The organism is Chryseobacterium sp. Leaf201, assembly GCF_001421435.1.
Classification (GTDB): Bacteria; Bacteroidota; Bacteroidia; order Flavobacteriales; family Weeksellaceae; genus Chryseobacterium.
This window is the reverse complement of the sequence record NZ_LMKA01000057.1, coordinates 122,062-142,491: the sequence shown is the minus strand read 5'-3', so window position 1 is coordinate 142,491 and position 20,430 is coordinate 122,062. Positions and strand designations below refer to the sequence as shown.

The window sequence follows — 20,430 nt, the reverse complement described above, 5'->3', positions numbered from 1 at the left end:
TTAAAAATCAGATATCATTTTATCAACTTCTAAAATCTAAGTTTGATTTTCAGATTAATTGTTCCATGCTTGAAACACTTTTATTTTTCTGGTATGTTTCCAGTTTTTTACGCAGAAACCTCAGTGCGATAGGGGCGAGGTAGATCATTGCCGTTCCCAGAATTTTCTTTTTCCAGTTGGCGCTTTTCAGGCTTTTCCTGGCATAGTTTCCTACGATGGCAGTTACTCCAAGTTTGATGAGGGTATCAAAAGCATCACTTTTAATCGCTGTATTGGCGATGCTCATTGCGGCTTTTTTGCTGATCAGTGCATCTTTAATTTCAGATGAAATCTGTTTTGCAATCACATCTTTTCTCAGAACTACTTTTTCATCGCCGTCTTCATCCACTTTTTCCTGCAGATACTGATCTGTTAAACCGTTGGTAAATGCACTCAGGCTTTCTTTTGTATTCTTGAATGTAAGAAGATCTTCCAGCCCGTTGATTTCGTCTTTCAACAGTTTTTTCTTCCTTCTTAATTCTTCTAAGCTATCATACTTTCTGCCCATAGTTTAATGATTTAAAAATTTAATAACCTTGTCTGCCACAAAGTTGACAACTCTCTTTTTACATACCATAATAATGATCATGATCAGCATATAAAAAGCTGCTACAATCAGGAAGCCGTAAGAATAGTTTCCCAATGCCTCACCAATAAGGAAGGCAACTCCGAAATTGAAAAGGATAATGAAAAAACTAAACGCAACCAGCATAAGAACGAAATAGGTAATCATTCCGGCTGAAAGCGAAGATTTTTCGGTGGCTTCTATTTTCAGGAGATCGATCCTTTTGGACGCATATTCTTTTAAAGTTTCAATCATTGTTTTTCTTTAAAGTTATAAAAAAAGGAACTTTTGTTTATAAAGTTCCTTTTGGATAATTTATCTGAATAAATTATTATTTTAAGTCATTCAGTTCAGATTCTACGTTTTTAACTACATCTGCAGTTTTAGAAACAATCTGATCTTTGTATTTGTCATATCCGTCTTTTACCGTATGAGCTACATTGTTGGCCGTTTCTTTAAAAGTTGAAGAAATGTTACCGTACTGGTCTTTTACTTTCTCAGATACTTCTCCATACTTATTTTTAGCCTGATCCTTAAGATCACCTGCCTTGTCTTTAATTTTTTTTCTTGTTTCTTTACCTTCTTCCGGAGCATAAAGCATTCCTAAAATAACACCTGCTGCGGCTCCTGCAAGAAGACCTGCCAAAACACCTGCTGTATTGTTTTTCTTAGACATTTTTTGTTTTTTTAATAGTTAATAATACTAGCTTTTACTTGTGATGAAATGTACAATTAACATACCAAAAGGGGTTGCTGTCCTATAAAAATTGTTAAATCTTATTGATGTAAGACAAAATAGCGTCGATGGTTTCCCGTTTGGTAAGATCGGTATTGTCAATAACAATCGCATCGTCAGCCTGTTTAAGCGGGGCTATTTCTCGTTCACTGTCAATTTTATCGCGGATGATAAGGTTGTCCATCACCTGTTTTTCATCAGCTTCAATACCGAGGCGGATGAGTTCCTGATACCGCCTTTTTGTCCGCTCTTCTATACTGGCTGTCATAAAAAACTTATAATCGGCATCAGGCAGTACCACTGTGCCTATATCCCGGCCGTCCATAATAATGCCGCCATCTTCTGCCAGATTGCGCTGAAACAGAAGCAGGAAATCCCTTACCTCTTTTTGCTTGGCAATAAAACTTACATTTTCTGAAACTTCATTTGTCCTGATGGCTTTTGAAATATCAATCTGATTAAGAAAAAGCACCAGTTCACCTTGGTTATTCCTGAACTCAAGATCAATCTCGCCGAATGATGAAAATAACTTATTAAGGTCAATCTTGCCTTTTTCATCAAGACAGTTCTGAAGCGCAAACCAGGTAACGCCTCTGTACAGGGCGCCTGTATCCAGATGAATAAGCCCAAGTTTTTCGGCAATGATTTTAGATATTGAGCTTTTCCCGGTGGAAGAGTAGCCGTCTATTGCTATAACAGGTTTTTTCATACTGCAAATTTCAAGAATTTTTCTTAAAAATCAGGAAACCTTAAGAAATTTCTTAAGGCCCTTTTTATTTTTGATAAATTTTTTCTGATCTGGATTAAAGTAATCTGTAATTATTTATTCACCGGCGCGGCTGGTAAGGTCTATTGAAACCCCGATCTGGTTGGCGTTGGATGAATTGTGATACCGCACATGGGCATAATCTACACGGAACCTTGAAATCTTAATTCCGAATCCGGCAGAAATACCCGAGAAGTTTCTCTGGTCTGCCACTGCAAGCTCATTTCCTCTCTTTACATTATAGCCCAGCCTGATATTGAATCCTTTTTCCGGGAACAGTTCTGCACCCAGGGAAAAGTGGTCGGCAATTTTCCTGCCTGCATTTACTTCCTGGCCGTTTACATTATAAGGAGACGAAATATCAAACTCCTGTAAATCATGAGCTGTAATGGTAATGGCCAGCGGAATGGCTTTTAATGTCCTTGTATAGCCTATATCAATGCGGAACGGAAGGTTTTCCCTTGTCCCGTTAAAGGATTTGAACTGATACCCGAAATTCCTGAATACCAGGGAAGCGGTTTCTTTATTTTTCCTGTTGTGGTAAGTGATCCCTGCATTTCCTGAGATCGCCGAAGATGTATAACTGTCGATTTTTGAAGTAATAAAATTCAGTCCTCCGCCTATAGTCCAGTCTTCTTCAAACTGATAGGCATATCCGGCTCCGACGGCTACATCGGAAGCACTGAAGGTTCCGTTTTCGAAACCGCTTTCATCGGTCCTGGGGATGTCTCCGTAGTTCATATACCTCGCATTGACGGTTGCCATGTGGCCGTTGTCAAAGTCCTTGGCATAAGCAATGGTTCCGTATTTGGAATCTGCAAGATAGGCACTGGCGTTTAAAGAAAGCTGGTTATCAGAATCTTTATTTAACAAAGAGGGGTTTGCAATGGCAAAGGATACATCATGATCTCTTACGGAAATGGCATCGCCGCCTAAAGCAGCCTGTCTGGCAGATACAGGAAGATTTAAAAACGGAAAAACATTTGTTCCTGTTTGTGCGTAAGAAACAATTCCTGACAGAAATAATGAAAAAATGACAATTTTCTTCAACTCAGTTTATTAGTAATGCAAAAATAATCCTTTTTCGTACTTTTCAAAATATTTCGTACATTATTTGTTATTAAATATTGTATTCCTTTTAAACAGATGCTTTATTTTAATTCAGAAAGTTTCTGTGAATTATCGCAAAAGAATTTACTTTTAATCTAAGAGTAATTTTAAAATACAGTTAATCAGATATTTAATTACATTTAAGCTTAATGCGTCACGGGTTAGCCTGATGCTTTTTATGTAAAACAGGGAAATGATAAAATGTGTTCCTGTCAACACTGTAAATTCTGCCGTTACCGATAAAGCAGGCCGGAATCATGAACTTTAAATATGGAAATAGGCCGCTCTTAAAATTTATAATCGATATGCAAAAATCAATATTATTAATGATTATATTTGCAGAGTCAAATTCTACAGGGAACTGACACAGATAAAAAGTTATTTAAAATTTAAAATGAAATATAAAAGAATCCTTCTCAAACTTAGTGGTGAAGCCTTAATGGGGAACAGACAGTACGGTATTGACAATGAAAGGCTGCAGGAATACGCAAATGAGATTAAAAAAGCAGTGGATAAAGGCTGTGAAGTCGCTATTGTAATTGGAGGAGGAAATATTTTCCGTGGTGTTGCGGGTGCTGCAAAAGGTATGGACCGTGTGCAGGGCGACTATATGGGGATGCTGGCTACGGTGATCAACGGAATGGCATTGCAGGGAGCGCTGGAAGATGCAGGCATCAGAACAAGGCTTCAGTCTGCTATTGAAATGGATAAGGTGGCCGAGCCTTTTATTAAAAGAAGAGCGGTAAGACATCTTGAAAAGGGCAGGGTAGTGATTTTCGGGGCCGGAACCGGCAACCCTTATTTTACAACGGATACCGCTGCTACGTTAAGAGCTATTGAAATTGATGCGGATGTTATCCTGAAAGGGACAAGAGTAGACGGAATCTATGACAGTGATCCTGAAACAAATGCAGATGCTGTAAAATACAATTCGCTTTCTTTCGATGAAGTCTATGCTAAAAACCTTAAGGTAATGGATATGACGGCATTTACGCTGAGCCACGAAAACAAACTTCCGATCATTGTTTTTGATATGAACAAAATCGGTAATTTAGAAAAAATTATAGACGGGGAAAATATTGGTACTTTAGTTGATTTGTAATTTAGTGATCAGGGTAACAGGATTCGGGAATCAGGTCTGATTAAGATTGCAATTTCACAAATTCAAAATTACCTGTCATTATTACTTATCATCAATTATCATAAAATGTGTAATTTATCAAATTTTTATTATATAATGGAAGAATTAGATCTTATAGTAGAGTCTGTAAAACACGACATGGAAGCAGCTGTTAAGCACCTGGATCATGCATTTCAGAGAATCAGGGCCGGACGTGCATCTACGAACATGGTTCAGGATGTTATGGTGGAATATTACGGATCACTGACTCCCATCAACCAGGTTGCCAACGTATCTGTTCCGGATGCCATGACGATTTCTATTCAACCTTGGGATTCTAAAGCAATCAATGATATTGAAAAAGCCATCATCAATTCAAATTTAGGTTTTGCGCCTTCCAATAACGGAATCAATATTATTCTTAACGTTCCGCCTTTAACGGAAGAACGCAGAAGGGAACTTGCAAAACAGGCTAAAGGTGAAACTGAAGATACTAAAATCGTAGTAAGAAACGCAAGACAGAACGGTATTAAAGAACTGAAAAGGCTGGAAGGTGTTTCTGAGGACCTTATCAAAGGAGTGGAAGCAGATATCCAGGCGCTTACGGATAAATATGTGAAAGCCTGTGATGACCATCTTAAGACAAAAGAAGCTGAAATTATGAAAGTATAATGTTCAGTTTATGAATATAAAAAACCGGCTCCTTTTTAGGAGCCGGTTTTGTTTTTACAGGCAGCCCATCTCGCCTTTTTTATCTTTAGTTCTGATGATCGACTGGTAATTTTTCATCAGTCCTGAAATATCACATTTGGTCTCGCGGCTGGCAATCTTACCCGGATCCTGGTTATTTCCTTTGGACCGCACGGAATAGGTTTTCTCCAGGCATTGCACTGGTTTGTTGTTGAGGATATACATCCGTTTTTCTGTAATGTCATCTTTCGTTTCCGGCTTTTCAGGAGTTCCGCCGTCAAAATTCCATAAAGTTTCATCCTGGAAAATGAAAAAGACCTGGTCATCTTTAATAAAATACTGTGTGGATGAAGAAAAATGGCTGTGCTCCGAATAGAAATCCTTCACCATCCTGATTTTACCATTCTGCTTATACAAAACCACTTCGCCTTCTCTCTCGTTACAGAAATAAGTAAAGCTGCTGGAATCCAGTTTTTTTGAAGCCAGAAGACTGCTCAATAAAGCATATTCTTTCTTAATGTCTTCTACAGATTTTATAGAGTCATCCGATACAGCATCCGGATTACTTTTAACGGACATGCTGTCGTTTGAGGTCTCAGTTTTCTGAGGATCCGGGCGGGTTTCCTTTTTGCATGAAATGATCAAGACCAGGCTTAAGGTAAGAAGTGCGGTTTTCATAAAAAACAGTCGGTTTGGTTACTTGTACCTATCAAAAAACGTGCAAAGAAAACAGGATAAAAAAAAGCAGCCCCAATAGCTGAGACTGCTTTTCTGTATATTTTTGAAGATGGATTATTTACAATTCTCATTATAATCGTAGATCACTTCATTCACGATAGAAAGGTTATCAGACATGGCTTTGTCCACTTCATTCTTAATGAATTTTCCTAAACCTGACCTTTGCTTGGTATCGGTTTTCAGCGAACCGTATTCCCCGGCTGCAATTTTCCCTTTTACTACAGGGCAGTCTGCTACAATCATCTTGGTTTTAGCCAGCGTAAGTTCTTCCGCTTTTCCTCCTTTTTTGGAATAAATGTAAGAAGGGTTTTCCCTCATTCTCTTATTTTCTTTTTCCGCGGCGTCAATCTGTCCGCCTGCTGAAAAAGTAGTAGGGAAACCGTATAAACGGTATACCTTGATTTTCCCGTCGGCCACGACTTCTGCAAACTGTGTACTTTTCGTAAGGTTGTTAAAAGCTTTCAGTCCACCGCTCAATCCACCGTTGGCTGTATTGAAGCCTTCTTTGGTGTTGGTATATTTAACCGCCTCAAAACGTCTTTCCGTATTGTTATCAATGGCCATATATCCTTTCAGGTCATCCGTATCCAGTGTTTTGAATTTCTGTCTTTTTTTAGAACTGTCAATATCAGAAGCAGCGATGAATTTTACTTTCTTCTGGTTGGTCCACGGGCTCATTTCACTGCCTGCAAGTCTTACGATGCCTTCAATTTTCTTTCCGCCTTTATCAATAATATAGCCTGGCTTTTCTCCGACTCTCATTTCATATTCCGTGTTTTCATCCTGGGCATATGCATTCAGTGAAGCCATGCTGAACAATCCAATAAGTAATAGTTTTTTCATAGGGTTGGTATTTAGATTCCGGCAAAGGTAATTTTTATATTCACATAAAAAGAAATTTTAACATACTATAAAAAAAGACCCGGAAATTTCCGGATCTCAACTTTATTCTGAATATCTGTTACTGATACCTTTTATGCTCTGTGTCTTTAACAAATAATTTTGTAACCGGCTTGAATAATGCCTTGTATTTTTCAGCATCAAATAACTGGGAATCCGTCAGTGCTTTATAGGTCATCCAGAGTCCGAACGGGAAGAGTACAATATTCGGTATCCAGGCACCCAGGTAAGGGTTTATTTTTCCGGACCACGACATATTTTCCGTCCCCACGTTGATGATATAGAAAATGATGAAAATAACAATGGCAATAATTACGGGAAGCCCCATTCCTCCTTTCCTGATGATGGAACCCAGACTGGCACCGATCAGGAAGAAAATAATACAGGTAAATGAATAGGTAACAATCCGCTGCTGGTAAATAACCACTTTGCCATAATATTTTACTCCCGGATCAATTTCCTTGTTTTTGGAATCCAGTGTGCTTTTCAGGTTATCCAGCCTGCTGTACGCATTTCTGATGATTTCCAGTTTTTTCTCCTTTTTCAAGGTATCCAGTTTTAGGATCTGCTTGGGTTTTACCTTTGATCTGTTCTGTTTGCTATCCATATAACCGATGACGGAATTCGTCTGGCTCAGGACATCATTGTTAACATTGGTAAAGAATTTATTGTTGTCCTTTTTGGTTTTGTCAATGGTTGTGTTCAGCTGGTTGAAGGTCTGGAAACGGTAATCATCCGTGATCTTTTCTTCTTCAATGGCTCTGTTAATGATTTCACTTACGTCAAAATGCGAAATCAGGGAATCAAACTTAATGGCCTGATCCGGCTGTTTTAAACGGACATTCTCACTTTTCCCGGCAAAGTTATCTTCATAAACATAACCGTTATAGAGCACCAGCTTAAGGTAATTTTTATTGGCGGCCGGAACAAATCTTCCTTTTTCAGCTACAATAGAACGTTGATTTTCATAACTGGTTGCTTTTTTATGAATAAAAACCCCTTCAATATTTTCTCCGTTCTCCCCGATAATCTTATCAAATTTCACCATATATCCGGGAATCTGGTCGATAAACTGTCCGGGAGTAAAATTCAGTGCAGGCTTGGTCTGGGCAATATTGAAGAGCATATTCTTTGCCTTCCGCTGGAAATCCGGGATGATATTATTGGAGAAAAAGTAAAGCATGACTGCCATGGCGGCGGTTACTCCCAACAGGGGAAGCATAACACGTGTCAGAGAAATTCCGGCTGCTTTCATAGCGGCAAGCTCATACCGTTCCCCGAATTCACCAAATGCCATAATACTTGCGAGGAGAATGGTAAGCGGCAACACCATACTGATTACACTCACGCCAAGGTAAAAAAGCAGTTTAAGGATCTGCCATGAGCTTAATCCTTTCCCCATAAACTGGCCTAACTGAACCCATACAATATTGACAATAAATATGAAAAACAGTACGCTGAATATAAAAATAAACGGTCCGAAGAAAGTTTTTATAATATACCGGTCTAATATTTTAAACATTCGCCAAAATTAATCAAAAAGCCACAAAGTTTCCTTTGCAGCTCTTATATTTTATGAAATTTTATAATTAAATGAAGTCGGATTTCTTTAAAACCCTTAAATGTCTTTCATAAAGGCAAATTTTCGGGATTTAAAGATTTTAATAATTCATTTTAAAGTTCCGTAACCAGATAATTCTTGTATTTACCTTTATCAAAAACAAACATTCCAGAATCCAGGTTCTGGTTTTCCTTGTAATCCTTAATGGCAATCACTGCAACATCGTTATTGTTACCGTACTGTTCAAGTTTTACCATCTGTTTCTTAGCAGAATCCACGTAAAGATATACATATTTAATCCCGTTTGATTTTACCGGAGTCAGTTTAATGAAATCTGCATTTACGCCGCCTATGTTTTTCTTACCGTTGTAGGTAACGTTGTAATCATTTCTGTAAGATGACAGATAATTGATAGGGGAGAACATAGAACTGCTGCCGTTCGGCCTTGCTACCGTAACTTCCGTATCTTCGGTATTGATGTTATAGATTTTATTCCCGTCGAAAATCTGTTCGATTTCCATGATTTTCAGCTTGTACTTATCGCCGGATGCATAATAGATTCCCGGCTCTGTTTTGGATACCTGGCCATTGGTCCCGGTTCCGAAAGAGAATTTAAAATACGTATTCTTTTTAGATTTATAGTTCGCCGTAATATCGTCTAATATCTTTTTTGCTTTTGCATCAATTTTCTGGGCGTTGGTAAAACCTATGGCACCTACTACCAGACTGCTTACAATAACTTTTGAAATAATGTTTTTCATTTTTATTTAATTCTTTAATCTTTAGACTTGCTTAAATGGTAAAAGTTAAACTGACTGTAGATTTCCGTTAACTGCGCATGTCTTCCAAAAACTGTTCCAAAGAATGAAGGTCGCTAATGAGTACTTCCCTTGCTTTCGCGCCGTTGAAACCGCCTACGATCCCGATGGCTTCCAGCTGGTCCATAATCCTTCCGGCCCTGTTGTATCCCAGTTTCAGCTGTCTCTGAAGCATGGATGTAGAACCCTGCTGCGTAGACACGATGATTCTTGCTGCCTCTTCAAACAGAGCATCCTTTTCATTGGGGTCAAAAGCACCTACCGTACTGGTAGTATCTTCAGAAACATATTCCGGAAGAATAAATGCGGAAGAATAGCCTTTCTGTTCCCCGATAAATTCTGCCAGCCTTTCCACCTCAGGCGTATCTACAAAGGCACACTGAAGCCTTAAAATTTCATTTCCGTTGAAATACAGCATGTCTCCTTTACCGATCAGCTGATCTGCACCCGGAGAATCCAGGATTGTTCTGGAGTCTACACTGGAAATTACCCTGAACGCCGCCCTTGCAGGGAAATTGGCCTTGATCATCCCCGTGATAACATTTACTGACGGTCTTTGGGTAGCTACAATCAGGTGTATCCCTACGGCTCTGGCTAACTGCGCCAGCCTGGCAATCGGCATTTCTACCTCTTTTCCGGCGGTCATGATCAGATCTGCAAATTCATCCACTACCAGAACAATATACGGCAGATAGCGGTGCCCGTTTTCCGGGTTTAATTTTCTTTCCGCGAATTTTTTATTGTATTCCTTTAAATTTTTACAGAACGCATTTTTAAGAAGGTCATACCTCATATCCATCTCTACACACAGAGAGTTCAGCGTATTGATTACTTTATTGGTATCCGTAATAATGGCATCATCAGAATCCGGTAATTTTGCCAGATAATGCCTTTCAATTTTTGAATATAATGAAAGCTCCACTTTCTTAGGATCCACCATCACGAATTTCAGTTCACTCGGATGCTTTTTATAGAGCAGGGAAGTAAGAATGGCATTGATCCCTACGGATTTACCCTGGCCCGTGGCTCCCGCCATCAATAAGTGCGGCATTTTTGAAAGGTCTGCCATGAAAATTTCATTGGAAATCGTTTTTCCGAAAACCACCGGAAGGTCCATCTCCGTATTCTGGAATTTATGTGAGGCAATCACCGAACGCATAGAAACCATAGTAGGGTTCTTTCTCGGAACTTCAATTCCGATCGTTCCTTTCCCCGGCATCGGTGCAATAATCCTGATTCCTAAAGCGGAAAGGTTCAGCGCAATATCATCCTGAAGCTTTTTAATGGCCGATACACGGATTCCTGCTTCCGGAACAATTTCATATAACGTTACGGTAGGCCCTATCGTTGCCTTGATTTCAGCAATACCTACATTGAAGTTTTTCAGTAATCCGACAATTTTATTTTTATTTTCCTCTAATTCTTCTTTGTTGATGGAAATTTCTTCATTTCCGTAATCCTGTAACAGGTCAACCGTAGGCATCTGGAAATTGGCAAGATCCAGTTTGTGGTCATACAGCCCGTGTTTCTGTACCAGTTCATTTGATTTTCTGTCGGAATCATCCAGGATATCAACCACCTTAGCCACTTCTACATTGAATTTAATCTCTTCCTCAGGTGCAGCTGCAGATACAGGTGCTACCGGCGGAGCAGAAGGCCTCATGTCAAAAGCTTCTTCCGGACTGGAAGTGGGCATAGCAGGTTTTGAACTGAGGTTCAGGTTGACATTCAGCGGCTGTGAAAAATCATTTTTTTCTTCCTCAAAAGAAGTCTGGTTTGGGGTTATGATGGTATCCAGATCCGCAGAAACCGGGACTTCAGGAAATCCTTTCGGAACGGTTACAGCTACAGGCTCAGGCGCAATAGTTTTAGTTTTTACTTTTTCAGTAACCTTAACTTTAGGTAAAATTTCTTCAGCAATGCCGGCTTCTTCAATCAGCTCTTCATCCGCTTCAAAATTTTCATCAGAGCTCGGCATCATAGATTTTACCCTTCCGATGGTATTTTCATTGATATCATTCAGTTTTGATTTAATGGAGCTCGGGCGGAGATTAAACTCCAGGATGAAATACAGGGCAATGCTTGATGCCAGAACCATCCAGAGGCCTGCAGATCCGATAATTGCATCTAGGGAATCCATAATCTGGTAACCGTATACACCGCTCAGTACACCCTGGCCTTTTGTTATTGCCCCGAACAGGATCGGAAGCCAGCAGATAAAAAACAGGGAGTGTCCCACGGTTTTCCACGGTTTGAACATTCTCTTTTTCAGGATTAACGTCCCGAAAACAAGGAATAAAAACGCAATGATAAATGAAGCCACACCGATGCTTTCGAAAATAAAAATATTTCCGAGCCAGTCGCCCAGTTTCCCGAAAAGGTTGGAGGACTGGATGCTCTTATCCAGCATCGTTCCTGCCTGGCTCTGATCTGCCTGCCAGTTCATCAGATAAGAAACAAATGAAAAGGTAAGCACTACAGAAAAAAGGATACAGGTAAGTCCGAAAAAGACTCTTGGTTTTGATAAAAATTTGCCCTTTTCAGGCGATTCCTGCTGTTGTTTTGGTGTATTCTTGTCCATAATATCAATGTGAGCAAATTTAACGTTTTTTCTATAGTAAAGGAATCTTTTTTGTTTTAAAAAACAGAGTAAATAACAAGTTGACGATTCTCATGACAAGGATCAATACAGCGTATTGTTGTTTTTTACAGGCAAAACAAGTACCGAGGGTGTATATTCAGGATCCTCTTTACCGTTACCGCTTTTTATCGTAGAATTTTTTCTACATGAGGGATGCTGGATTGAGTTTTTCTCAATCATTCTCATGCTTATTAAGAACGTTTAAAAATAACGTCCGGTGTGCCTAAAATGATAAAAAACAGCTTTTTTTAACGTCTTTGTAGTTTATCATCCTTATTTTTGCCCATCAAGTATATATATCATGAAGAAGCTCCAGGATATTCTTATCTCGACCAGAACAATGGCTGTGTTGTTATTGGTGTACGCATTTGCGATGGCATATGCAACGTTCTTAGAAAACGACTACGGAACTCCAACAGCAAAAGCATTAATTTACGAAGCGAAATGGTTCGAACTTATCATGTTCCTGCTCATTCTCAACTTCATCGGCAATATTGCAAGATACAGGCTGTGGAGAAGGGAAAAATGGCCGGTTCTGGTATTTCACCTTGCGTTTGTTTTGATTTTTATTGGTGGCGCGGTAACCCGGTATATCAGTTTTGAAGGGACCATGCACATCAGGGAAGGGGAAACGTCAAACGAGATTGTGACCGACAAACATTTCCTGAAGATCAAGATTGAAGAAAAAGGCGATGCCCTGGATTACCAGGATATCCCGTATCTGATGTCTCCGCTGCACAAAGATTTGGAGGCTACTTACGATTTCCACGGAAAACACGTAAAAGTAGTTGCCCAGGACTATGTACAGAGAAAGAAAGACAGTTTAATGGCGGACCCGAACGGTGCAGAATACCTTCATCTGGTGTCTACAGGAAATACCGGAAGACAGAACATCTATATCAAGCCAGGTGAAACAAAATCCATCAACGGGACTTTGGTTACATTCAACAGAGCGATCGAAGGTGCTGTGGAATTCAGGAATGACGGCGGGAAGCTGATGATCAAGACTCCGGTGGATGCAACCTATATGACGATGGCTACCCAGGCTACAGGAAATACGGCGAAAAACGAATTCCAGCCTTTGGCACTGAGAAGCTTATATACCATCAACGAACTGAAACTGGTGGTTCCTGAAGGATTAAAGAAAGGGAAACTGCTGGCCTTTGAGGGAGATCGCAAGAAAGACCAGAACCTTCCGGATGTACTGACGGTTGAAGTTCAGGGCCCGAAAACAAAACAGCTGGTTGATCTGTCCGTGGAAAAAGGGAACCCTAATGCCTACAAGCAGATTGCAATGGACGGGCTGAACATTATGATCGGCTTCGGACCGAAAATCTACAATACCCCTTTCGCACTTAAACTGGATGATTTTGTGATGGAAACCTATCCGGGAAGTTCATCCCCGAGTGCTTATGAAAGCCACATTAAAATTATTGATGAAGGCAAGCAGACGCCTTTTAAAATTTATATGAACCACGTTTTAAACCATAAAGGATACCGTTTCTTCCAGTCCAGCTTTGATCCGGACAGGATGGGTACCGTACTTTCCGTTAACCACGATTTCTGGGGAACCCTGATTTCATATATCGGGTATGCCTTATTGTTCGGAGGCCTGTTCACGATTTTCTTCTGGAAAGGAACCCACTTCTGGAAGCTGAATAAAATGCTGAAGGACGTGAATAAAAAACGTACGGCAACAATCATCCTGTTATTCTTAAGCTTAGGGTTAAGCGCTCAGAAGATTGAAACACACGGAACAACTGACGGAAGCACGGAGCATATCCATAAGGAAGGTGACACCCACAATCATGCTCCGGCACCTGAGGCAGGGGTTCAGCAGAAAGCACAGCAGAATTCACTGGCTGCACCGCTGAGCAAAATGAAAATGATCTCTGCCGATGAAATTATTGCAAGAAATAAAATAGACAAAGAACATGCAGATAAATTCGGTTATCTTCTGGTTCAGAACTTCGAAGGGAGAATTGTTCCGATCAATACCGAAGCACTTGATGTTTTAAGAAAATTATACAAAAAAGACGAATTTAAGGGCACGGACGGAAAATCTCTAACCGCCAATCAATGGTTCCTTTCCGTAAACACGGATACGCCGAGCTGGACGATGGTTCCGATGATTAAAGTGGGGACAAAAGGCGGTGATGAATTAAAAAATAAAACAAAGGCCGATGATGAAGGTTATACTTCACTGATGAACCTTTTCCCGGCTGATGCCAATGGGAATTTATCCTATATCCTTGAACATGATTACAACACTGCATTCCGTAAAAAACCGGCCGAACAGACCAATTATGACAAGGAAGTGATTTCGGTTAACGAAAGGGTGCAGATCTTCAACGAATTTTTCAGCGGCCAGTTTATGAGGATTGTCCCGGTGAAAAACGATGCCAATCACACATGGCATTCCTGGCTGGACCAGAAAATGGAACCGGATGTTGAATCCCAAAAAGTGATGGGGCCTTATTTTGCAGAAGTTTTACAGGCACAGCAGAGCAGGAACTGGAGCAAGGCAGATGCAGAACTTGCCAGGCTTTCAGAATACCAGCAGAAATGGGGAAAGGCAGTAGTTCCTGCCGAATCTAAAGTAAACCTGGAGGTGTTCATGAATAAAGTAAACATCAACTTCAAATTACTGATCTTCTATACACTGATAGGAGGACTATTGCTGATTTTAGGTTTTGTGGAATTGTTTAAACCCGGTAAAAATTTAAATAAAATCATAAAAGGGATTGTTGCTGTAGGAGCAGTAGGATATTTCTGCCATTTCTTAGGATTGGTTGCCAGATGGTATATTTCCGGGCATGCACCGTGGAGCAACGGGTACGAAGCCATTATCTTTATCTCATGGGTAGGTATTACGGCCGGATTGATCCTGTACAGAAATTCCAATGCACTGATTCCTGCCGCCGGATTTATGGTAGCCGTTATCATGATGGGGTTTGCACACGGAGGATCCGCACTGGATCCGCAGATTACGCCGCTGGTTCCGGTATTGAAATCATACTGGCTGATTGTCCATGTGGCCATTATCACCTCCAGTTACGGCTTCTTTGCCTTGTCAATGATTATTGCTGTGATCAGTCTGGTATTCTATATTATTTCCAATAAAGAAGACTATAAAATCCATCATGATACGACACTGAAGGAATTGGTTATCGTTTCCGAAATGTCCTTAACCATCGGGTTGTTTGCCTTGACGGTAGGAAATTTCTTAGGCGGAATCTGGGCCAACGAGTCCTGGGGAAGATACTGGAGCTGGGACCCTAAAGAAACCTGGGCTTTCATTTCCATCATGGTGTATGCTTTTGTACTGCACATGAGACTGGTTCCGGGATTGAGAAGCAGGTGGGCATTCCACGTAGCGACCATGTTTGCTTTCTGTTCTATGGTAATGACCTATTTCGGGGTAAACTATTACCTGAGCGGTCTTCATTCATACGCAGCAGGAGATCCTGTCCCTGTTCCGGCTTGGGTATATATCGGAGTAGGAACAATGCTGGCTCTATCAGCAGCATCTTATTTCAAGTTCAGGACTCTGAATAAAAAATAATCTTAAAATATATTATAATGAATCCCGGAAAGCAGTTTCCGGGATTTTTTATGCCTGATATCTTAGAGATTGAAAAGCAATAGTGAATACATGAAATAATAATGGATACTCATTCCATTCTTCATTGAATACAAAAACAAAAGCAGGGAAATTTCCCTGCTTTTTAGTTGATATGATTAGTTGGATTACTCAAACATCGTCGAAAAGTAATTGCTGATAACCGTCCAGAAATTTTTTCCGAGAAAATAGATCAGCGTTGAAGTAATAATCCCTTTCACCGTAAAAAATATAATGCCTCCTATACCGAATTTCTTTACCAGGCTTTTCCATTTAGAGGGTTTCTTTTCTTCCGCCGGCTCCTGTATCGTGTTATTATTTTCCATTTCTGAAATTCAAATGATTACCTTACAAAGATAAGCATGTTTATAATTAGTCCAAATAAAAAAGACTCTAAAATTAAAATTTTGCAGTTCGCTTAATATTTTTAACTTTAGGGAAAACGAAAAGTAGAATTTTTATGTCTAAAAAAGTAAAAGATTTTGGAATCGAAAAAACACTCAGAAATCTGGGGATTAAAGAAGAAAATAAGGGGACTTCATCAGGCGGGAAATACTTTGCATCAGGCAAAACAATAGAGAGTTATTCTCCGGTAGACGGCAATCTGATTGCTAAGATAAAAACTTCCGGGGCATCTGATTACGACAAGGTAATTGAAGCTGCCGAAAAAGCTTTTAAAGAGTTCAGGCTCATTCCGGCTCCCAAAAGAGGGGAAATCGTAAGGCAGTTAGGCCAGAAATTAAGAACATATAAAGATGATCTGGGTAAGCTTGTTTCCTATGAAATGGGCAAATCCCTGCAGGAAGGCCTGGGCGAGGTTCAGGAAATGATTGATATCTGCGATTTTGCTGTCGGGGTATCAAGGCAGCTTCACGGGTATACCATGCATTCTGAAAGGCCGGGCCACAGGATGTATGAGCAGTACCATCCGCTTGGAGTTGTAGGAATAATTACGGCATTCAACTTTCCGGTGGCTGTTTGGGCATGGAATACCGCTTTGGCATGGATCTGCGGAAATGTGACCATCTGGAAGCCGTCTGAAAAGACACCGCTGTGTGCACTTGCCTGCCAGAATATTATGAATGAGGTGTTAAAGGAAAATGGCATTGGAGAGGGAATTTCAAGTGTCCTGGTGGCAGACCATGAAATCGGACAGAAATTAGTGGATGACAAAAGGGTTTCCCTGGTTTCATTTACCGGTTCTACAAGAGTAGGAAGAATGGTATCATCAAAAGTTGCCGAAAGATTCGGGAAATCAATCCTTGAACTGGGAGGAAACAACGCCATCATTATCTCTAAAGATGCAGACATTGATATGTCGATCATCGGAGCGGTTTTCGGAGCCGTAGGAACTGCCGGGCAGAGATGTACCTCAACAAGAAGGCTGATCATTCATGAAGAAGTATATGAAGAAGTAAAAAACAGACTGGTAAAAGCCTACGGACAACTGAAAATCGGGAACCCGCTGGATGAAAAAAACCATGTAGGACCGCTTATCGACACTGCTGCGGTTACACAGTATGAGGAATCTATCAGGAAATGTAAAGAGGAGGGTGGAAACTTCGTGGTTGAAGGTGAAGTGCTGAACGGAAAAGGATACGAATCTGGCTGTTATGTAAAACCGTGTATCGCCGAAGTTCAGAATTCTTACGAAATCGTTCAGCATGAAACTTTTGCACCGATTTTATATTTAATTAAATACGGTACGTTAGACGAAGCGATCTCTATCCAGAATGATGTTCCTCAGGGATTGTCCTCAGCCATCATGACACAGAACCTGAGAGAGGCAGAACTGTTCCTTTCCCATGCAGGTTCAGACTGCGGAATTGCGAACGTCAATATCGGGACTTCCGGTGCGGAAATCGGAGGGGCTTTCGGCGGCGAAAAAGAAACCGGAGGCGGTAGGGAATCAGGTTCAGACGTCTGGAAATACTATATGAGACGCCAGACCAATACCATAAATTATACCGCTAGTCTGCCTTTGGCACAGGGGATTAAGTTTGACTTATAAAGTATTTTTAATTATTTAAAAATTAAAAGACTGGATCTTTAACGAGTCAGAACTCTCTGATTTTCAGTTTCAGTCTTTTAATAAATTTCAATTCAAAGCAAAAATGGAACAGACTATAATAGATATACAGGCAAATAAAGTTAAAGAAACAATAGGCAGGCACGTTCTGGCGGATGGTTTTGATTTCGTAATGGACATCGAAAAATCCCACGGATCATGGCTCTACGATAAACTGACCAACAGAGAATATTTGGATATGTTTTCCATGTTCGCATCAGCTTCTATCGGCTATAACCATCCTTACCTGATGGAAAAATCAGAATGGCTGGGGAAAATGGCGGTCAATAAGCCCACACTGGCAGACGTTTATTCAGAAGAATATGCCCATTTCCTGGAAGTATTCGAGCGGGTGGCCATCCCTGAAGAGCTTCAGTATGCATTCTTCATCGAAGGCGGATCTTTAGCTGTAGAAAATGCCATGAAAGCATGTTTCGACTGGAAAACAAGAAAGAATTTTGAAAAGGATCTTGATATTGAGGCCGGGATCTGTATCCATTTCAGGCAGGCATTCCACGGGAGAAGCGGTTATACATTAAGTTTAACCAATACATCTGACCCGAGAAAATACCAGTATTTCCCGATGTTCAACTGGCCGAGAATCCTGAACCCGAAATTAACCTTCCCGATTACAGAGGAAAATTTAGAAGAAACCATAAAAAATGAAAGGCTCGCTTTGCTGAACATTGAAGAAGCCATCCTGATGAATCCCAACAAAGTGGCCTGCATCATCATCGAGCCGATTCAGGCAGAAGGAGGCGACAACCATTTCAGGGATGAATTTTTAATGGGTCTGAGAAATATCTGTGACGAGCATGAAATCCTTCTCATTTATGATGAAGTGCAGACCGGCATTGCAATGACCGGAAAAATGTGGGCTTTCGAGCATTTTACAGCGAAACCGGATATCATTTCCTTCGGTAAAAAAACACAGGTATGCGGAATCCTGGCCAATAAGGAAAAGTTTGACGAAGTACCGGATAATGTATTCAGGGAGAGCTCAAGGATCAACTCTACATTCGGAGGTAATTTCATAGATATGCTCCGGTTCCAGTTGGTGATGGAAGTTATCGAAAAAGAAAACCTCGTAGAAAATGCACGGGTAGTGGGAGATTACTTACTGGAAGGCCTACGAACATTGGAACAGAAATATCCGGGCAAGCTGACGAATGCCAGAGGAAGAGGGTTGATGTGCGCCATTGATCTGCCTACGCCTGACCAGAGAAACCTGCTGAGAGAGGAGCTTTGGCGTGACGGGATGATCATTCTTGCCTGCGGTGAACAGTCGCTCCGTTTCAGACCGCACCTTAATGTTTCCAAAGAAGAAATCCGTCTTGCACTGGATAAAATCGAACATAATATTAACAAAATTTAAACTTCAGACTTGTAATTTTCAAAAAAATGTTATAAATTTAGATACTTAAACGAGATAGAACATGGAAAGAAGTACAAGAGTATCAGTTTTTGAAAGCGACAAACCGTCAGAAATCCAATTGATAAAATCCAAACTGGATGACGCGCAAATCACCAATGAAGTTGAAAACAATTATCTTACTTTTACCACTACACCAACGGCTACATCGTTAAAGGTAATGGTAGATCTGGAGGATGAAAAAAAAGCATTTGAAGTTATCGATGCTTACCTTCAGCAGAGCGAAAATAAATAAACAATTTCATAATTTTAAATTTTACTACTTCGAACCGAAAACTAATGTTAATTAGTTTTCGGTTTTTTTAGTTTAGGTTTTAACAGAATTAAAATCATATATATTTTAAGGTTAAAACCGTATAGCGGAGTATCATCTTACGACTAAATTTTACAGCATGAATTCAGAAATCAGATTAAGAAAAGCAGAAACTGAAGACCGTGATGCAATCTGGGACATCATACAGCAGGCTATTGAAAGAAGGAAACAGGACGGAAGCACCCAGTGGCAGCAGGGCTATCCTAACCTGGGAACCGTGGAAAGCGATATTGAAAAAGGTTTTGGCTACGTTATGACCGTGGATGGCGAAATTGCAGTTTACACAGCCCTTATCCTCAATGATGAGCCTGCCTACAGTACCATTGAAGGTGCCTGGCTGAGCAATGGGGAATTTGTTGTCGTGCACCGCGTTGCCGTAGACAGGAAATTCGCAGGACAGGGCTTGGTAAAGAAATTATTTGACCTGATAGAAGATTTCACCAGGTCTCAGGGAATCCAGAGCATAAAGGTGGATACCAATTTTGACAATACGGCAATGCTCAAAATTCTGGAAAGCAAAGGCTACAGCTATTGCGGGGAAGTTTTTCTGGCAGGCGGAATGAGAAAAGCTTTTGAAAAAATTATTATTTAAGTCCGTTTTAAGAGTCTGTTTAAATTATTTCATAAAATTAGTGTAGATGATTGGATTTTACAAGCATTTATCTAAACCTGCTCAATTTAAAAACTGATTTGAAAAATACGCTTAAAAGTTTTTATAAGGTTTCCAATACTGAATTGAAGAGGCTAAAAACAGCCATCGAATTTTTAAAACATGACTCATTTACAAACTCTATTAAGTTTGTTCGTTTAGTTCTGAACTAATTTATATTTTTGCATCAAAATTTATATACCATGAACAAGCGTATAGAAATTGATGAAAAAATTTTCCAGGAAGCCGTTAAGTTTTACGGTGCTGTTTTCAGCATACCTCCGCTGGCTTCAAAAATCTATGCATACCTGTTGTTTGATTATGATAAGGTAGGCATAACTTTTGACGAGTTTGTCGAGGTTTTTTGTGCAAGCAAAAGTTCGGTATCTACCAGCATTACCTTACTGCTGAATGCGGAACTTATTGTAGACCACAATAAAATGGATGAGCGGAAAAGATATTTCTTCATCAATGACGGATATAAGAAATTAAGATTTGAAAAAATTGTCCAAAAAATGAAAGACGAATTAAAACTACTGGATGACTTAGATCATTTTAAAAAGAAAAATGATGATGAAGGTAATGACGAAAAGATGGAAGCTTATAAAGCGCTTTTAAATAAAAACATAATTAATATTCAGGAATCTCTTAATAAACTATAA

At 40.0% G+C, this 20,430-nt stretch carries 19 protein-coding genes; 8 read left to right on the top strand and 11 right to left on the bottom strand.

All coding sequences use genetic code 11. The features are described from left to right. Window positions 1–49: 49 nt before the first annotated feature. The 5 genes from ASE55_RS06330 to porQ all read right to left on the bottom strand — a co-directional run bounded on the left by ASE55_RS06330 (window position 50) and on the right by porQ (window position 3,156). Window positions 50–547, bottom strand: coding sequence for a hypothetical protein (locus tag ASE55_RS06330; protein WP_056216726.1), 498 nt, complete (start codon window positions 545–547; stop codon window positions 50–52). Between the two features lie 3 nt (window positions 548–550). Then, on the bottom strand, window positions 551–859 hold the full coding sequence (locus tag ASE55_RS06325) for a phage holin family protein (protein WP_056216724.1): 309 nt from the start codon (window positions 857–859) through the stop codon (window positions 551–553). Window positions 860–935: 76 nt separating this feature from the next. Beyond that, on the bottom strand, window positions 936–1,280 hold the full coding sequence (locus tag ASE55_RS06320; protein ID WP_056216722.1) for a YtxH domain-containing protein: 345 nt from the start codon (window positions 1,278–1,280) through the stop codon (window positions 936–938). Between the two features lie 94 nt (window positions 1,281–1,374). After that, window positions 1,375–2,049 (bottom strand): (d)CMP kinase, encoded by a 675-nt coding sequence (gene cmk, locus ASE55_RS06315; RefSeq protein WP_056216720.1) that lies wholly within the window; start codon window positions 2,047–2,049, stop codon window positions 1,375–1,377. A gap of 114 nt (window positions 2,050–2,163) precedes the next feature. Next, window positions 2,164–3,156 carry a type IX secretion system protein PorQ gene (gene porQ / locus ASE55_RS06310; protein WP_056216718.1) on the bottom strand — a complete coding sequence of 331 codons (993 nt, stop codon included), beginning with the start codon at window positions 3,154–3,156 and terminating at the stop codon, window positions 2,164–2,166. A 454-nt stretch (window positions 3,157–3,610) separates the two neighbouring features. Between porQ and pyrH the strand changes: the two genes are divergently transcribed. Together pyrH and frr are read left to right on the top strand one after the other, a co-directional pair. After that, window positions 3,611–4,318: a UMP kinase gene (pyrH, locus tag ASE55_RS06305; RefSeq protein WP_056216716.1), complete on the top strand. Its 708-nt coding sequence runs from the start codon at window positions 3,611–3,613 to the stop codon at window positions 4,316–4,318. 135 nt (window positions 4,319–4,453) lie between these two features. Further along, window positions 4,454–5,008: a ribosome recycling factor gene (gene frr, locus ASE55_RS06300; RefSeq protein ID WP_056216714.1), complete on the top strand. Its 555-nt coding sequence runs from the start codon at window positions 4,454–4,456 to the stop codon at window positions 5,006–5,008. Between the two features lie 54 nt (window positions 5,009–5,062). Here the strand turns inward: frr and ASE55_RS06295 are convergent, their stop codons facing one another. The 5 genes from ASE55_RS06295 to ASE55_RS06275 all read right to left on the bottom strand — a co-directional run bounded on the left by ASE55_RS06295 (window position 5,063) and on the right by ASE55_RS06275 (window position 11,624). Beyond that, window positions 5,063–5,704 (bottom strand): hypothetical protein, encoded by a 642-nt coding sequence (locus ASE55_RS06295; protein ID WP_056216712.1) that lies wholly within the window; start codon window positions 5,702–5,704, stop codon window positions 5,063–5,065. A 114-nt stretch (window positions 5,705–5,818) separates the two neighbouring features. Further along, window positions 5,819–6,607 carry a hypothetical protein gene (locus ASE55_RS06290; protein WP_056216711.1) on the bottom strand — a complete coding sequence of 263 codons (789 nt, stop codon included), beginning with the start codon at window positions 6,605–6,607 and terminating at the stop codon, window positions 5,819–5,821. A gap of 118 nt (window positions 6,608–6,725) precedes the next feature. Beyond that, a complete protein-coding gene (locus tag ASE55_RS06285) occupies window positions 6,726–8,186 on the bottom strand; it encodes an LptF/LptG family permease (protein ID WP_056216709.1) in 1,461 nt (486 codons plus the stop codon). A 152-nt stretch (window positions 8,187–8,338) separates the two neighbouring features. After that, a complete protein-coding gene (locus ASE55_RS06280) occupies window positions 8,339–8,986 on the bottom strand; it encodes a LolA family protein (RefSeq protein ID WP_056216706.1) in 648 nt (215 codons plus the stop codon). A 67-nt stretch (window positions 8,987–9,053) separates the two neighbouring features. After that, the gene (locus ASE55_RS06275; protein WP_056216703.1) at window positions 9,054–11,624 is read right to left on the bottom strand and encodes an FtsK/SpoIIIE family DNA translocase; all 2,571 of its coding nucleotides are present in this window, start codon (window positions 11,622–11,624) and stop codon (window positions 9,054–9,056) included. Window positions 11,625–11,985: 361 nt separating this feature from the next. On the opposite strand from ASE55_RS06275, the gene ccsA reads away from it, so the two are divergent. Continuing rightward, window positions 11,986–15,249 (top strand): cytochrome c biogenesis protein CcsA, encoded by a 3,264-nt coding sequence (gene ccsA / locus ASE55_RS06270; RefSeq protein ID WP_056216701.1) that lies wholly within the window; start codon window positions 11,986–11,988, stop codon window positions 15,247–15,249. 185 nt (window positions 15,250–15,434) lie between these two features. Here the strand turns inward: ccsA and ASE55_RS06265 are convergent, their stop codons facing one another. Beyond that, entirely contained in the window at window positions 15,435–15,632 is a 198-nt protein-coding gene (locus tag ASE55_RS06265; protein ID WP_056216699.1) for a hypothetical protein, read from the bottom strand. A gap of 134 nt (window positions 15,633–15,766) precedes the next feature. Between ASE55_RS06265 and ASE55_RS06260 the strand changes: the two genes are divergently transcribed. The 5 genes from ASE55_RS06260 (at window position 15,767) to ASE55_RS06240 (ending at window position 20,430) form a co-directional block, all read left to right on the top strand. Next, window positions 15,767–17,317: an aldehyde dehydrogenase family protein gene (locus ASE55_RS06260; RefSeq protein WP_056216696.1), complete on the top strand. Its 1,551-nt coding sequence runs from the start codon at window positions 15,767–15,769 to the stop codon at window positions 17,315–17,317. 103 nt (window positions 17,318–17,420) lie between these two features. Further along, window positions 17,421–18,749 carry an L-lysine 6-transaminase gene (gene lat, locus ASE55_RS06255; RefSeq protein WP_056216694.1) on the top strand — a complete coding sequence of 443 codons (1,329 nt, stop codon included), beginning with the start codon at window positions 17,421–17,423 and terminating at the stop codon, window positions 18,747–18,749. Between the two features lie 61 nt (window positions 18,750–18,810). After that, complete coding sequence (locus ASE55_RS06250) at window positions 18,811–19,041, top strand: DUF2007 domain-containing protein (protein ID WP_056216692.1); 231 nt, start codon at window positions 18,811–18,813, stop codon at window positions 19,039–19,041. Window positions 19,042–19,198: 157 nt separating this feature from the next. After that, a complete protein-coding gene (locus ASE55_RS06245; protein WP_056216691.1) occupies window positions 19,199–19,711 on the top strand; it encodes a GNAT family N-acetyltransferase in 513 nt (170 codons plus the stop codon). A gap of 260 nt (window positions 19,712–19,971) precedes the next feature. After that, complete coding sequence (locus tag ASE55_RS06240) at window positions 19,972–20,430, top strand: hypothetical protein (RefSeq protein WP_056216689.1); 459 nt, start codon at window positions 19,972–19,974, stop codon at window positions 20,428–20,430.

Bases quoted from the DNA above. Each gene is read 5' to 3' on its own strand.
- ASE55_RS06330 (WP_056216726.1), bottom strand. From the start codon at position 547: ATGGGCAGAAAGTATGATAGCTTAGAAGAATTAAGAAGGAAGAAAAAA.
- ASE55_RS06325 (WP_056216724.1), bottom strand. From the start codon at position 859: ATGATTGAAACTTTAAAAGAATATGCGTCCAAAAGGATCGATCTCCTG.
- ASE55_RS06320 (WP_056216722.1), bottom strand. From the start codon at position 1,280: ATGTCTAAGAAAAACAATACAGCAGGTGTTTTGGCAGGTCTTCTTGCA.
- cmk (WP_056216720.1), bottom strand. From the start codon at position 2,049: ATGAAAAAACCTGTTATAGCAATAGACGGCTACTCTTCCACCGGGAAA.
- pyrH (WP_056216716.1), top strand. From the start codon at position 3,611: ATGAAATATAAAAGAATCCTTCTCAAACTTAGTGGTGAAGCCTTAATG.
- frr (WP_056216714.1), top strand. From the start codon at position 4,454: ATGGAAGAATTAGATCTTATAGTAGAGTCTGTAAAACACGACATGGAA.
- ASE55_RS06295 (WP_056216712.1), bottom strand. From the start codon at position 5,704: ATGAAAACCGCACTTCTTACCTTAAGCCTGGTCTTGATCATTTCATGC.
- ASE55_RS06290 (WP_056216711.1), bottom strand. From the start codon at position 6,607: ATGAAAAAACTATTACTTATTGGATTGTTCAGCATGGCTTCACTGAAT.
- ASE55_RS06285 (WP_056216709.1), bottom strand. From the start codon at position 8,186: ATGTTTAAAATATTAGACCGGTATATTATAAAAACTTTCTTCGGACCG.
- ASE55_RS06280 (WP_056216706.1), bottom strand. From the start codon at position 8,986: ATGAAAAACATTATTTCAAAAGTTATTGTAAGCAGTCTGGTAGTAGGT.
- ASE55_RS06275 (WP_056216703.1), bottom strand. From the start codon at position 11,624: ATGGACAAGAATACACCAAAACAACAGCAGGAATCGCCTGAAAAGGGC.
- ccsA (WP_056216701.1), top strand. From the start codon at position 11,986: ATGAAGAAGCTCCAGGATATTCTTATCTCGACCAGAACAATGGCTGTG.
- ASE55_RS06265 (WP_056216699.1), bottom strand. From the start codon at position 15,632: ATGGAAAATAATAACACGATACAGGAGCCGGCGGAAGAAAAGAAACCC.
- ASE55_RS06260 (WP_056216696.1), top strand. From the start codon at position 15,767: ATGTCTAAAAAAGTAAAAGATTTTGGAATCGAAAAAACACTCAGAAAT.
- lat (WP_056216694.1), top strand. From the start codon at position 17,421: ATGGAACAGACTATAATAGATATACAGGCAAATAAAGTTAAAGAAACA.
- ASE55_RS06250 (WP_056216692.1), top strand. From the start codon at position 18,811: ATGGAAAGAAGTACAAGAGTATCAGTTTTTGAAAGCGACAAACCGTCA.
- ASE55_RS06245 (WP_056216691.1), top strand. From the start codon at position 19,199: ATGAATTCAGAAATCAGATTAAGAAAAGCAGAAACTGAAGACCGTGAT.
- ASE55_RS06240 (WP_056216689.1), top strand. From the start codon at position 19,972: ATGAACAAGCGTATAGAAATTGATGAAAAAATTTTCCAGGAAGCCGTT.